At 68.2% G+C, this 13,145-nt stretch carries 11 protein-coding genes; 9 read left to right on the top strand and 2 right to left on the bottom strand.

Annotation, left to right across the window (positions count from 1 at the left end):
* Window positions 1–105: 105 nt before the first annotated feature.
* The 7 genes from C8K14_RS17570 (at window position 106) to C8K14_RS17540 (ending at window position 9,533) form a co-directional block, all read left to right on the top strand.
* Window positions 106–780 (top strand): response regulator transcription factor, encoded by a 675-nt coding sequence (locus C8K14_RS17570; protein WP_107717999.1) that lies wholly within the window; start codon window positions 106–108, stop codon window positions 778–780.
* Window positions 777–2,141: a HAMP domain-containing sensor histidine kinase gene (locus C8K14_RS17565; protein WP_107717997.1), complete on the top strand. Its 1,365-nt coding sequence runs from the start codon at window positions 777–779 to the stop codon at window positions 2,139–2,141. The genes C8K14_RS17570 and C8K14_RS17565 overlap by 4 nt, the downstream gene beginning before the upstream one ends.
* 56 nt (window positions 2,142–2,197) lie before the next feature.
* Window positions 2,198–3,385, top strand: coding sequence for an efflux RND transporter periplasmic adaptor subunit (locus tag C8K14_RS17560; RefSeq protein WP_107717995.1), 1,188 nt, complete (start codon window positions 2,198–2,200; stop codon window positions 3,383–3,385).
* Window positions 3,386–3,398: 13 nt separating this feature from the next.
* The gene (locus tag C8K14_RS17555) at window positions 3,399–6,563 is read left to right on the top strand and encodes an efflux RND transporter permease subunit (protein ID WP_107717993.1); all 3,165 of its coding nucleotides are present in this window, start codon (window positions 3,399–3,401) and stop codon (window positions 6,561–6,563) included.
* Window positions 6,560–8,008, top strand: a complete 1,449-nt coding sequence (locus C8K14_RS17550) for an efflux transporter outer membrane subunit (RefSeq protein ID WP_107717991.1) — start codon at window positions 6,560–6,562, stop codon at window positions 8,006–8,008. The genes C8K14_RS17555 and C8K14_RS17550 overlap by 4 nt, the downstream gene beginning before the upstream one ends.
* A 14-nt stretch (window positions 8,009–8,022) precedes the next feature.
* Window positions 8,023–8,781: an MgtC/SapB family protein gene (locus tag C8K14_RS17545; protein WP_107717990.1), complete on the top strand. Its 759-nt coding sequence runs from the start codon at window positions 8,023–8,025 to the stop codon at window positions 8,779–8,781.
* Between the two features lie 104 nt (window positions 8,782–8,885).
* Window positions 8,886–9,533 carry a GntR family transcriptional regulator gene (locus C8K14_RS17540; RefSeq protein WP_107717988.1) on the top strand — a complete coding sequence of 216 codons (648 nt, stop codon included), beginning with the start codon at window positions 8,886–8,888 and terminating at the stop codon, window positions 9,531–9,533.
* 27 nt (window positions 9,534–9,560) lie between these two features.
* Here the strand turns inward: C8K14_RS17540 and C8K14_RS17535 are convergent, their stop codons facing one another.
* On the bottom strand, window positions 9,561–10,346 hold the full coding sequence (locus C8K14_RS17535) for an enoyl-CoA hydratase/isomerase family protein (protein WP_107717986.1): 786 nt from the start codon (window positions 10,344–10,346) through the stop codon (window positions 9,561–9,563).
* A 93-nt stretch (window positions 10,347–10,439) separates the two neighbouring features.
* On the opposite strand from C8K14_RS17535, the gene serS reads away from it, so the two are divergent.
* Together serS and C8K14_RS17525 are read left to right on the top strand one after the other, a co-directional pair.
* A complete protein-coding gene (serS, locus tag C8K14_RS17530; protein WP_107717984.1) occupies window positions 10,440–11,720 on the top strand; it encodes a serine--tRNA ligase in 1,281 nt (426 codons plus the stop codon).
* A gap of 5 nt (window positions 11,721–11,725) precedes the next feature.
* Window positions 11,726–12,532 (top strand): M23 family metallopeptidase, encoded by an 807-nt coding sequence (locus C8K14_RS17525; protein WP_233251132.1) that lies wholly within the window; start codon window positions 11,726–11,728, stop codon window positions 12,530–12,532.
* Between the two features lie 137 nt (window positions 12,533–12,669).
* Here C8K14_RS17525 and C8K14_RS17520 read toward each other — a convergent pair whose 3' ends face one another.
* Window positions 12,670–13,086 (bottom strand): DUF1761 domain-containing protein, encoded by a 417-nt coding sequence (locus C8K14_RS17520; protein ID WP_210426922.1) that lies wholly within the window; start codon window positions 13,084–13,086, stop codon window positions 12,670–12,672.
* Window positions 13,087–13,145 lie beyond the last annotated feature (59 nt).

Raw genomic sequence — 13,145 nt, 5'->3', positions numbered from 1 at the left:
CGCCGTGCGTTTGGCACAGGTACAAGCGCGCGCCTGATGCGGCAGCGGCGGCGCAGGGCCGGGCGGGCTGTCCGTTGTTGTGGCCAGACATCACCGGGTTCCTGCATGCGCATACTGCTTGTCGAAGACGATGCCCCCCTCGCCCGTGCGCTGGAAGCGTGCCTGGCCGGTGCCGGGCTGACTGTCGACCATGCTGCCAGCAGCGAGGAGGCGGAGCTGTACCTGGCTGCCAATACCTATGCCGCGCTGGTGCTCGATCGGGGATTGCCCGATGGCGACGGATTGGCCCTGCTCGCCCGGTTGCGCCGCGCCGGGCATGGCCTTGCGGTTGTCGTGCTCACCGCGCGGGGCGAGGTGCAGGCGCGCATCGCCGGACTGGACGCAGGCGCCGACGATTACATGGCCAAGCCGTTTTCGCCCGACGAACTGCTCGCCCGCCTGCGCGCCGTCCTGCGCCGCAACGGCACGTTCCAGGGCCGTGAAATCGCCTGCGCCAACCTGGTCTTCGATCTCGACAATCTCTCGCTCAAGGTCGGGGGACGGGTTGTGGCGCTTTCGGCGCGCGAAGCCGGGCTGCTCGGCCTCCTGCTGCGCCGCGAAGGACAGGTGGTAACCAAGCGCCTGGCTGAAGACCAGCTGTTCGGCGCCAACGATCCGCTCGGCTCCAACGCGATCGAGGTCTATGTCCATCGCCTGCGCCAGAAACTCGATGCCGCGCAGGGCGAGGCGGAGATCGTGACGGTGCGCGGCGTGGGCTATATCATCAAGCCGCGCGCATGAAGCGGCTGGTCCGCCGCGCGGCGACCTCGCTGCTCACGCGCATCCTGCTGGTAGAGGGCATCACCATTGTGGTGGCCAGCCTTGCCATGCCCTTTGCCGCACGCACCGTGCTGGAAAGCAGCGTCCGCGCGATCGAGCGCGATACCTTGCGCCAACAGGCCGAACTGGTGGCGCGCCATGTCATCCCCGCACCAGGCGGCCATTGGCAGGTGGCCCTGCCGCGCGAGGAGATGGCGATCTATGCCACCGGCTATGACGGGCGCGCCTTTGCCGTGATCGATGCGCGCGGGCAGGTTCTGGCCCACAGCCCGTTTTTCCTGCCCGATATCTGGCCGCAGCCGCCCCGGGCCTGGCACGAACAAGCCCTGACCAGCGGGCCGCTGGTTGGCCTGAGCGTGCCACGCGCGTTTGCCGATCAGAACGTGCGCATCGTCGTGACCCAGGACCAGACCCGCCCTGGCGCGGTGGTCGACGATGTGGTGCGCAGCTTCCTGGCGCATTACCTGGTCTGGCTGGTGGGACTGCTGCTGCTGATGCCGTTGGCCAATATCACCATGCTGTGGCCATTGCTGCGACGGATGCGCCACACGGCGCGGGCCGCCACGCAGCTGGCCCCGCAGGACCCGGGCGCCCGGCTCGATGCGGCGGGCCTGCCGGCCGAGGCGACCGCCATGGTCAGCGCGATCAACGGCCTGCTCGACCGGGTGGAGGCAGCCCTGGCGCTGCAACAGGAATTTGCCGGCAACGTGGCCCACGAACTGCGCACCCCGCTTGCCACCCTGCGGCTGGAAGTGGGGCGCATGGCCGCGGAGCCGGCGCGCGACGAGGCGCTGGCGCAGATCGCGCGGATGGCCCACGTGCTCGACCAGTTGCGCGATCTGGCCAGCCTGGAGCACGATGCCGCGCCCGCGTTCGAGCGTTTCGACCTGGCCGGGCTGGCCGTGGCGGTCGTGGCCGATCGCACGCCCGATGTGCTGGCGGGCGGGCGCAGCATCGCGCTGTTCGGCGCTGAAGAGACGGTAATGACCCACGGCAACCCCGGCCTGGTGGCCATGGCCATTGCCAACCTGCTCGACAATGCGCGGCTGCACACCCCGCCTGGCACGGCGATCGAAGTCAGCGTTGCCCGCCCGGCGCAGATCAGCATTGCCGACAACGGCCCCGGCGTGACCGAGGAAGAGGCCACGCGCCTGGCGCGGCGATTCTGGCGGGCCGACCATCGCCGCAGCGACGGCGCCGGGCTGGGCCTGTCGATCGTGCAGCGCATCGCCCACGTCCATCATGGTCGCCTGCTGATTTCCCGCGCCGCCAGCGGCGGGGCGTGCTTCACTCTGTCGCTGGCAGAATACGCTTTGCCGTAAGGTTGATGTAAGCGAGCCTGCCTAGGCCCGGCCCGATTTCAAGATCGAGGCCTGCCATGATGGATCATCTTCCCTCCGACGAGCCGGAACGGCCCGTGCCGGTTCTGTCGCGCAGCGTGCAATGGCAATTGGCCGCTGCGCTGGTCGTGCTGGTCGCTGCCGGGGGCTGGCTGGCGCCGCGCATGTTCGGGCTGGATGGCGACCCTGCCCCCGCGCCGCCCCCGGCCACCAGCGACGGTAGCTTTTCCGCCACGCAGGCGCAGTGGGATACCTTGCGCTTTGCTACGGTACAGACCGGCCCGCTGGGCGATGCGACGCAAAGCGATGGCAAGATCGCGGTCGACGATGACCTGACCACGCCGGTCTTTTCGCCGTTCACCGGGCAAGTCACGCGCGTGTTCGCCAAAGCGGGAGACCGCGTGCGCGCCGGCCAGCCGCTGTTTGCCGTGGCCGCCAACGAGGCCGCGCAGAGCGAGGCCGACATCATGACCGCCGCCGCCGCGGTCAAGGTGGCGCAGGCCAATGCCGCCCGCCTGCACGATCTGGCCGCCAACAAGGGCGCCGCGCTCAAAGACGCGCAGCAGGCCGATGCCGATCTTGCCGCCGCGCAAGGCAATCTGCTGGCCGCCCAGGGCCGCCGCCGCGCACTCGGCAGCATCAGCCATGGCGAAGGGATTGTCCGCGCGCCAGTGGGCGGCGTGGTTACCCAGCGGTTGATCGGCATGGGCCAGAACGTGGCCAGTGCCACCGGCGGCGCGGCCACCCAGGCCTTTACCATTTCCGATTTCTCGCGCGTGTGGCTGGTCGGCAACCTGCGCGAGGAAGACGCCGGGCTGGCCCGCCTGGGCCAGGTGGCACTGGTGCGCCTGCCCGATGGCACCACCTTGCGCGCGCCGCTGAGCTATGTCGCGCCGATGATCGATCCGGCCACGCGCCGGCTGACCGTACGCGCGCAGATCGCCAATCCCGATGGGCGGCTCAAGCCTGAAACCTATGTCAGCTTTGCGCTGGAAACGGGCGGCGCACGCCAGGCGCTGATCGTGCCGGAAGAGGCCGTGATCTTTGAAGGGGACACCGCGCGCGTCTGGGTGGCCGACATGCGCCGCCATCGCCTGATGCTGCGCCCGATCGGCACGGGCCAGGTGGGCGGCGGCATCGTCGAGGTGACGAGCGGGCTCAAGCCGGGCGAAACGGTGGTGACGGCGGGCAGCCTGTTCATCGACCGTGGCGCCAAGGCGGATTGAGGGAGCGCGACGCATGAACCCTGTCGTTGCCCTGGCCCTGCGCCATCGCGTGCTTGTGCTGGTCCTGCTGGCGCTGTTCCTGGTGGGCGGGGGCATTGCCTTTCGCCTGCTCAATATCGAGGCCTATCCCGATCCCGTGCCGCCGATGGTGGAGGTGGTGACGCAGAACCCCGGCCAGTCTGCCGGCGAGATCGAGCGCACCGTCACCATGCCGATCGAAATCCAGCTGGCGGGGATCAAGAATGTCAAGAAGGTGGAGACGATCTCGCTGTTCGGCCTGTCGGACGTGCGCGTGCAGTTCACGTTCGATTATGACTATGACCAGGCCAAGCAGCAGGTCATCAATGCCCTGTCGCAAGTGCCGCCCCTGCCCGGCGGCGCCCAGCCGGGCATTTCACCGACCAGCCCGATCGGCGAAATCTATCGCTATCGCATCGTCGGGCCCAAGAACTATTCCGTCACCGATCTCAAGACCATCCAGGACTGGATTCTGCAACGGCGCTTCAAGGCGGTGCCGGGCGTGATCGACGTCAACGGCTGGGCCGGCAAGAGCAAGACCTACGAGGTCACGATCGATCAGCGCAAGCTGGTTGCCTATGGCCTGTCGCTGGGCCAGGTGCTCAACGCCATCAACAATGCCAACGGCAATGTCGGCGGCCAGACGATCAACCTGGGCCCGCAGTCGGCGGTGGTGCGCGGCGTGGGCCTGATCCATTCGATGGACGATATCCGCGATACGCTGGTGGCCACCCCGGCGGCGGGCAAGCCGGTGCAGGTCAAGGACATTGCCACGGTAGAGGTGGGCAACCAGCCGCGCCTGGGCATCGTCGGCCAGGACAACGATGACGACATCGTCCAGGGCATCATCCTGATGCGCCGCGGCGAGCAGAGCCTGCCCACGCTCAAGGCGGTGGAGGCCGAGGTCGACAAGATCAACAACGAGGGCATCCTGCCACCCGGCGTCCATCTCGAAAAGATCTATGACCGCACCGACCTGATCGACGTGACGACGCATACCGTGCTGGAAAACATGGTATTCGGCATCGCGCTGATCTTTGCCGTGCAATGGATCTTCCTGGGCACGTTCCGCAGCGCGCTGGTGGTGGCCGCCACGATTCCCTTTGCCCTGGCGTTTTCGATCCTGATCATGGTGCTGCGCGGGGAATCGGCCAACCTGCTGTCGGTCGGCGCGATCGATTTCGGGCTGATCGTCGATGCCACGGTGATCATGGTGGAAAACATCTTCCGCCATCTTGCCCAGCCACCGCGTGCCCGCTTTGCCGCCACTGGCGCGCTCGATCACCAGGGCGGCATCGCCAGCTTCTTTGGCAAGCTGGGCATCATCGAAATGTCGGCCACCGAGGTCAACCGCGCGATCTTCTTTGCCGCGGCGATCATCATTGCCGGCTTCCTGCCGCTGTTCACGCTGACCGGGGTGGAAGGGCACATCTTCGGACCCATGGCCAAGACTTATGCCTATGCCATCGTCGGCGGGCTGATCGCCACGTTCACCGTGGCGCCGGTGCTTTCGGCCTTCCTGCTCAAGGACGAGGAGGAAGAGCGCGAGACGCCGATCGTGCGCGCGATGCGCCGCGTCTATGATCCGGCGCTGCGCTTTGCCCTGGCCAATCGGGTGGTGGCGCTGGGCACCATGGCGGCGCTGCTGCTGGCAGCAGGCATCGCCATGCATGGGCTGGGCCTGGAATTCCTGCCCAAGCTGGAAGAGGGCAATTTCTGGATTCGCGCCACCCTGCCGCCCTCGATCAGCCTGGAAGAGGCGCAAGGCCAGGTGAACCGCATGCGGCACATGCTGATGAAGTATCCCGAGGTGAAGACCGTCATCAGCCAGCTTGGCCGCCCCGACGACGGCACCGATACCACCGGCTTCTTCAATGCCGAATTCTACGTGCCGCTCAAGCCGGCCAGCCAATGGCCCAAGGGCGTGACCAAGGAAGCGCTGACCCGCCAGGTGAATGCCGAACTCGCCGCACCCTTCCCCGGCGTGGAGTTCAATTTCAGCCAGAACATCGAAGACAATGTCGAGGAAGCCGCGAGCGGCGTGAAGGGCGCCAACTCGATCAAGCTCTATGGCAACAATCTGCAGGCGCTGGAAAAAACTGCCTATCAGATCAAGGCCATCATGGCCAAGATCCCCGGCATTACCGACTTGTCGGTGTTCGATGCGCTGGGCCAGCCCACGCTGAACATCAAGATCAACCGCGACAAGGCCGCGCACTATGGCCTGGCCCCCGGCGACATCAACACCGTGGTCCAGGCCGCGATCGGTGGCCAAGCGGCGGGCAACCTTTATGAATATGGCTCTGACCGCAATTTCCCGATCGTGATCCGCCTGGCGCCGCAGTTCCGCCAGGATCTGGCCGCGATCCGCGCCATCCCGGTGGCAGTGCCCAATTCCACCGGCGGGGTCAGCCAGATACCGCTTTCGACCGTGGCCGATGTCAGCCTCGTGTCAGGCTATTCCTTCATCTATCGCGAAAACCAGTCGCGCTACATCCCGATCAAGTTCTCGGTGCGCGGGCGCGACCTGGGCAGCGCGGTGCTGGAAGCGCAGCACAAGATCGCGGCCGAAGTGAAGCTGCCGCCCGGCAGCCGGATCGAATGGGTGGGTGAATTCGGCGATCTCCAGGCCGCGCTCGCCCGGCTGGAAGTGGTCGTGCCGATCAGTCTGGCGCTGATCGTCATGCTGCTGTTCCTCAACTTCGGGTCGGTGCGCGACACCGCCCTGGCGGCCAGTGTGATGCCCATGGCGTTGGTCGGTGGCGTGCTGATCCTGGCGCTGACCGGAACGCCGTTCAGCGTGTCGGCGGCGATCGGGTTCATTGGCCTGTTCGGCATTTCGGTGATGGAGGGCATTCTGGTGCTGGCCTATTTCAACCAGTTGATCGGCAATGGCATGGACCGGGCGCAGGCCGTGCTGCATGCCGCACGCACCCGCTTCCGCCCGGTGATGATGACCTGCATCGCGGCCTGTGTCGGCCTGCTGCCGGCGGCGGTATCGACCGGCATCGGCAGCCAGGTGCAGCGCCCGCTGGCCATGGTGGTGGTGGGCGGCATCCTTCTGGCGCCGGTGCTGATCCTGATCGTGTTGCCGGTGATGATCGATCTGTTTTCCAACCGCTCGGTTCGCCCGGCCCAGGAACCGGAGCAGGCGGCATGAGCGCGCGGCAAGTCCTTTCAGCGGCCGCCTGCGTGCTGGCAAGCGGGTGTGCCGTGGGGCCCGATTTCCACGCTCCCGCGCCGCCTGTGCAAACCGCCTATGCCCCCGCCACGCCCACGGCGATCACTGCGCCTGGGAGCGTCGCTGGCGGCACGCAGGTGCTGTCAGCGGGCGCGGTGGCGGGCGAATGGTGGCACGCCTTCGGCTCCCCCGCGCTCGATGCGCTGATCGACCGGGCGCTGGCAGCCAATACCGATCTGGCCGCCACGCGCGCCGGGCTGAGACAAGCGCGCGAGCTGTGGCTGGCGCAGCGCGGGGTGCTGTTTCCCACGGTCGATGCCGGGGCCACCACCAACCGCGTCAAGGGATCGCAATATCTTGCCCCGGTGCCCAACAACTCAAGCTTTACCTACAGCCTCCAGACCGCGCAGGTGAATGTCGGCTACACGCTCGATCTGTTTGGCGGCAACCGCCGCAGCGTGGAACAGGCCCGCGCCCAATATGATGCCCAAGCCTATCAGGCGCAGGCCGCGCGGATCACTCTGATCAACACCGTGGCGGCCACCGCGTTTCAGCACGCCGCCCTGCAGGAACAGGTCGATCGGCAGCGCGAGGTGATCGCTCTGCAACAGGAACTGCTGGCGATCACCCGCCACCAGCTGGCCGTGGGCCAGGCCGCCGGCGTCGACCTGATGGCGCAGCAGGCGCAACTGGCGCAGGCGCAAGGCGCGCTGCCGCCGCTCGAACATGCCCTGGCGCAAAGCCATGACCTGCTCGCCTATCTCACCGGACAGGGCGCGGCCGATGGACCCCTTCCGCCGCTGGCCCTGTCGCAGGTAACGCTGCCGCGCGATCTGCCGCTAAGCCTGCCGGCGCAGCTCGTGCGCAACCGGCCCGATATCCGCGCGGCCGAAGCCAACTTGCACGCCGCCAGCGCCGGGGTGGGCATCGCGACCGCCAACCGCCTGCCGCAGATCACCATCGGCGCCAGCGCCGGCGGCAATTCCGGGGGCTGGTCCAGCCTGCTGTCGGCGGCCAATGCGTTCTGGTCGGCCGGGGCAGGCTTGACCCAGCCGATCTTTGCCGGCGGCGCCCTGCTCCACCGCCAACGCGCGGCGCGCGCCGCCTATGACCAGGCCGACGCGCAATACCGCTCCACCGTGCTCGCCGCATTCCAGAACGTCGCCGATACGCTCGCCGCGCTTGCAGCCGATGCCGCCGGCCTGGCCGCCGCGCAAGATACGCGCGAGGCGGCACGCGATACCCTGGAAGCGACCGCACGCCAGGCCCGCGATGGCGCCGTGGCGCCCACGGCCGAACTGCAGGCCCGCATCGCCCTGCTTCAGGCCGACCAGGCCCTGGCCCAGGCGCAGGCCGCGCGGCTGAGCGATACCGCCGCCTTCTATGAGGCGCTGGGCGGCGGGTGGCATTCTCCGGCCGGCTGATCTAGGTGCCGGTCATGTCCGTTACCTCCCAGACCCTGCCCTATCCGGCCTCGATCGCCGCGCTGTTCGATGTCGATCTGGTCGGGCTGATCACCAGCCTGATCTGCCTGTCGACCGCGTTCGTGCTGGGCACGCTGATCGGGCTGGAGAGGCAATGGCGCCAGCGCACCGCCGGGCTGCGCACCAATGTGCTGGTGGCGGTGGGCGCGGCCGCGTTCACCGATCTCGGCCTGCGGGTTGCCGGGGTGGATGGCGGGGTGCGGGTTATTTCCTATGTCGTATCGGGCATCGGCTTTCTCGGCGCCGGTGTGATCATGAAGGAAGGCACGCAGGTGCGCGGGCTGAACACGGCGGCCACGCTCTGGGCCAGTGCGGCGGCGGTGGGCAGCTTTGCCGGCGCGCGCAAACCAGCGGAAGCCGTGCTGGTTGCGATCTTCGTGCTGGCCGGCAACACGCTGCTGCGCCCGCTGGTCGATGCCGTCAACCGCCGCCCGCTGACGCCGGGCGAGACGGAGGCGCTCTATCGCGTGCACGTGGTCTGCGCGGCGGAAAACGTCGCCACCGCGCGCGATCTGCTGTTCGAGGAACTCGACATGCACCACTATCCGATCCGCGAGATCGAGACGCTGACCGATGGCGACACGCAGGTCGAACTTGGCGCGATCCTGGTGCCGACCACCGCCAACCTGGCGGATCTCGATGCGATCACCGCCCACATCGGCCGCCACGCTGCCATTACCAGCGCCACCTGGACGGTCAGCACCACGCATTGATCAAGCGCCGGCAGGCATTGCGGTTACCGGCGCGTGGCATATATGGTCGCGCCCGGCCGGAACAGGAATTGCCCCCATCGCCGCGGCTGCTGGAGTAAGCGGGAATGAGCCTTGTCGTGCGCACGCTGGCCGATCGGATTTTCGATCTCGTGCGCGAGAAAGTCGTCTCTGGCGAGTTGGCGCAGGACCAGCCGATCCGGCAGGATGCGCTGGCCGCCGAATTTGGCGTGAGCAAGATCCCGCTGCGCGAGGCGCTGGCGCGGCTGGAGCAGGAGAACCTGCTGGTTTCCCATGCCAACCGTGGCTACTTCGTCCGCGCGATGAGCGCTGACGAGGCCGAGGAAATCTATGCCCTGCGCCTGGCGATCGAACCGGCGGCGGTTGGCCTGGCGGCACGGGCCGCCACCGACGCCGAACGCGCCGCCGCCACCGCCGCGATGGACGCGCTGGACAAGGCCGCCGCCGGCCAGGCCGAGCAGGTGGCCATGCGCAACCGCGAGTTCCACGTTGCGCTGGCCCGGCCCTGCCGCCGCGTGCTGACCGTGCAACTGATCGAGCGACTGCAGTTCCTGTCGGAACGCTATACCGTGGCCCATCTCGCCCCGGCCGGACGCGGCGACCGCGCCCATGACGAACACAACGGCCTGCTGCAGGCCTGGCTGGCGCGCGATGCCGCCCGTGCCGAAGAACTGGCCGCCGCGCACATCACCGGCACGCTGCAGGACCTGCGCCAGCAATTGCACCAGGCCTAATCCCGCTTGGGCAGCGCAGCCGCAGCATCACGCCCCGGTGAAACGGGCTGGCCGCCGCTCGAACACGGCTGCCACCCCTTCGGCATAATCGGCGGTTTCGCGCAAGAGCGCCTGCCGCGCCAGTTCGTGGTCGAGCGTGGCCGCCACCTCCTGCGCCAGGCCGCGCGCCAGGGTGGCCCGCACCTCGGCCAGGGCCAGCGGCCCGTTGGCGGCCACGGCGCCGGCCATGGCCAGCGCCGCCGCATCGAGTTCCTCCGCCGGCACCAGGCGATCGACCAGGCCCCATTGCAGCGCCTGCTCTCCCTTTACCCGTTCGGCCGATAGCATCATCCACGCCGCGCGCTGTTCCCCCACCACGCGCGGCAGGGTGTGGCTGATGGCAAAGCCGGGGTGAAAGCCCAGCGCCACGAAATTGGCGCAAAACCGCGCTGCCGGGCTGGCAATGCGGAAATCGGCGGCCAAGGCGAGGCCCAAGCCCGCGCCCACCGCCGCGCCGCCCACTGCCGCGATCATCGGCTTGCGCCGGCCAAACAGGCGCAGCGCCTGGTCATAGAGCCGGCGGATCGCGGCCAGCCCATCGGGCCCGCTTTCCCCGGCCGCGCCGCCAACCAGGTCTGCCCCGGCGCAAAAGGTCTTGCCTTGCGCGCGCAGCACGATCGCGCGCACCTGCGGATCGGCATCGCAGGCCTCCACCGCATCGGCGATCTCGCCCAGCAATTCCACCGAGAGGAAATTGAGCGGCGGATGGGCAAGCGTGATGATGCCAAGATGATCGGCAACCTGAAGAGCGAGGCGGTGCGGGGTCTGCGTCATGCGCGCCTTGTTCCTGATCTGCCCTTTTCCGGCAAGTCTCATCGCATCGGGCCGATTGCATCCGCGCAGCCTTGCGGGCATAGCCCGGCAACCATGCATGATATCCGCCTGATCCGCGAAAACCCGCAAGCCTTCGACGCCGCCCTCGCTCGCCGTGGCGTGGCCCCCGTCTCTGCCGACATCCTGGCGCTCGACGCCCGCCGCCGCGAGGTGGCCACGCGGATGCAGGAGGCGCAGGGCCGCCGCAACGAAGCCTCGAAGCTGATCGGCGCGGCCATGGCCAAGGGTGACAAGGACACCGCCGAAGCGCTCAAGGCCGAAGTCGCCACGCTGAAGACCACGCTGCCCGCGCTGGAAGAGGAAGAACGCCAGCTTTCCGCGCAAAGCCTGGCCGCGCTGGCCGCCCTGCCCAACCTGCCCGCCGATGCCGTGCCCGAGGGGGAAGACGAAGCCGGTAACGTGGAAGTGGCCCGCTGGGGCACCCCGCGCAGCTTTGCCTTTGCGCCCAAGGAACACGCCGATCTGGGGCCGGCGCTCGGCCTGGACTTTGAAACCGGCGCGCTGATTTCGGGCGCACGCTTTACCTTCCTGCGCGGCCAGATGGCCCGCCTGCAACGCGCGCTGGCGCAGTTCATGCTCGATCACCAGACCGGCGTGAACGGCCATGTCGAATGCGCCCCGCCGCTGCTGGTCAAGGACGAGGCGGTGTTCGGCACGGGCCAGCTGCCCAAGTTTGCCGACGACCTGTTCCGCACCACCGACGGGCGCTGGCTGATCCCCACGGCCGAAGTCTCGCTGACCAATGCCGTGCGCGAACAGATCCTGCCCGAAAGCGCGCTTCCCCTGCGCATGACCGCGCTGACCCCGTGCTTCCGCAGCGAAGCCGGTGCCGCCGGTCGCGACACGCGCGGCTATATCCGCCAGCACCAGTTCGACAAGGTGGAACTGGTCACGATCTGCAAGCCCGAGGATTCGGCCGCCGAGCACGAACGGATGACGGCGGCGGCGGAATCGGTGCTCCAGGCGCTGGACCTGCCCTATCGCAAGATGCTGCTGTGCGCCGGCGACATGGGCGCGACTGCCCGCATCACCTATGACCTGGAAGTGTGGCTGCCGGGGCAGGATGCCTATCGCGAGATTTCCTCGTGCTCCAACTGCGGCGATTTCCAGGCGCGGCGGATGAACGCGCGCTATCGGCCAGACAATGCCAAGGGCACCGAATTCGTCCACACGCTCAATGGTTCGGGCCTGGCCGTGGGCCGCACGCTGGTGGCCGTGCTGGAAAACTACCAGCAGGAAGACGGCTCGGTAGAGGTGCCGGCGGCGCTGGCACCCTACATGGGCGGGCTTACCCGCCTGGTGCCGCAGGGCTGAACGCCATGGGGCGGATGCAACGGCGCGGCCTGAGCTTGCTGCTCGCGCTGCTGCCGTCGGCATCGCTGGCTGCGCCGCCCGCCCCGTCCGCACCGCCGCCGCCGCCGCCCTATGAAAGCCCGATCATCGCCTGGACCTATGTGGTCCAGCCGGGCGATACCTTTGCCGCGATTGCCCGCCGCATGGGCGTTTCGATGGCGGCGCTGGCCGCGGAAAACCGCGTGCCGCTGCCCTATCTGATTACCCAGGGCCAGGTGCTGCGCCGGCCATCGCCAGCAGGTGACGCCGTGCCGCCTTCCCCCCACCCTGCTTCACGCCCGGCGCCAGTGCCTCGGCCGGCACCCCGCCCGGCGCCTGTCGCACGTCCCGCGCCGCCGCTGCGCCCGGCCCCCGAAACGGCCCCGGCACACCAGCGCGAGACTGGCGCCCCGCGCCTGTCCTGGCCCACATCAGGCACGATCGTGGCGCGCTTTGGCGTGCGCCAGGCGCAGGGACGGGCCAACAACGGCATCGACCTGGCCGCGTTTACCGGCATGTCGGTTCATGCCGCAGCCGCTGGTCGCGTGCTGTTCGCCGGCACGGAGCCGCAGCGCTTTGGCCAGTTGATCGTGATCGACCATGGCGGCGGCTGGGTTACCGCCTATGCCTATCTTGGCCGGGTTGACGTGGTGGAGGGCCAGCGCGTGACTGCCCGCCAGCCGATCGCGCGGATCGGCCGCAGCGGCGAAGCGCAAAAGCCGACACTGCATTTCGAACTGCGCCGCGACAACGTGCCGCGCGATCCGGCGCCCTATCTGCCGGTGCGGTTGTAGCGGGAAAGGCTGCGGGAGGTTTCCACCACCCCCAACCCCCTCCTCTAAAGAGGATGGGGCTTTAACGCCGCTTTCCCCATCCTCTTTAGAGGAGAGGGTTGGGGGGAGGTGCGAGGCCTTACGCCGACTCTAGAATATCAGAACCGGCCGAGCAGCCAGAACACCGTGCCCATAGCCAGATAGCACAGCATGACGCAGCCGGCATCGATCATCGCCAGGCGCGTGGAGGTGCGCTGCTGGGTATAGCCAATCCACAGCCCGGGGATGACAAAGGCGCCGGCCAGGCCGCCCGACATCATGAAGAACAGCCAGGGCTTGGCCGCCAGCGTGGCCGCGCCGACGCGGGCGAACATGTGGCCCATCATTGTGGAACTGACCAGCAGCAGGCCCGCGGTGATCGCCAGCGTGCGCCAGGGGGCCATGCGCAGGCCCAGCCCGCCCGGTCCAACTTCGGCCAGGCGCGCCCGGCCAAAGAGCGGGCCATACCACAGGCCCTGCACCGCCAGCGCCGCCAGGACGGCCAAAATCACTGCAAACCAGTTTACCGGACCCATTGCACCTCTTTCCCGTGCCACGCCCCCGTGTGTGCCTGTGCCTAGACCCAGCGCGCGCA

The organism is Novosphingobium sp. GV079 (assembly GCF_003058045.1).
In the GTDB taxonomy this organism is placed as follows: domain Bacteria; phylum Pseudomonadota; class Alphaproteobacteria; order Sphingomonadales; family Sphingomonadaceae; genus Novosphingobium; species Novosphingobium capsulatum.
This window is presented reverse-complemented; position numbering and strand designations above follow the sequence as displayed.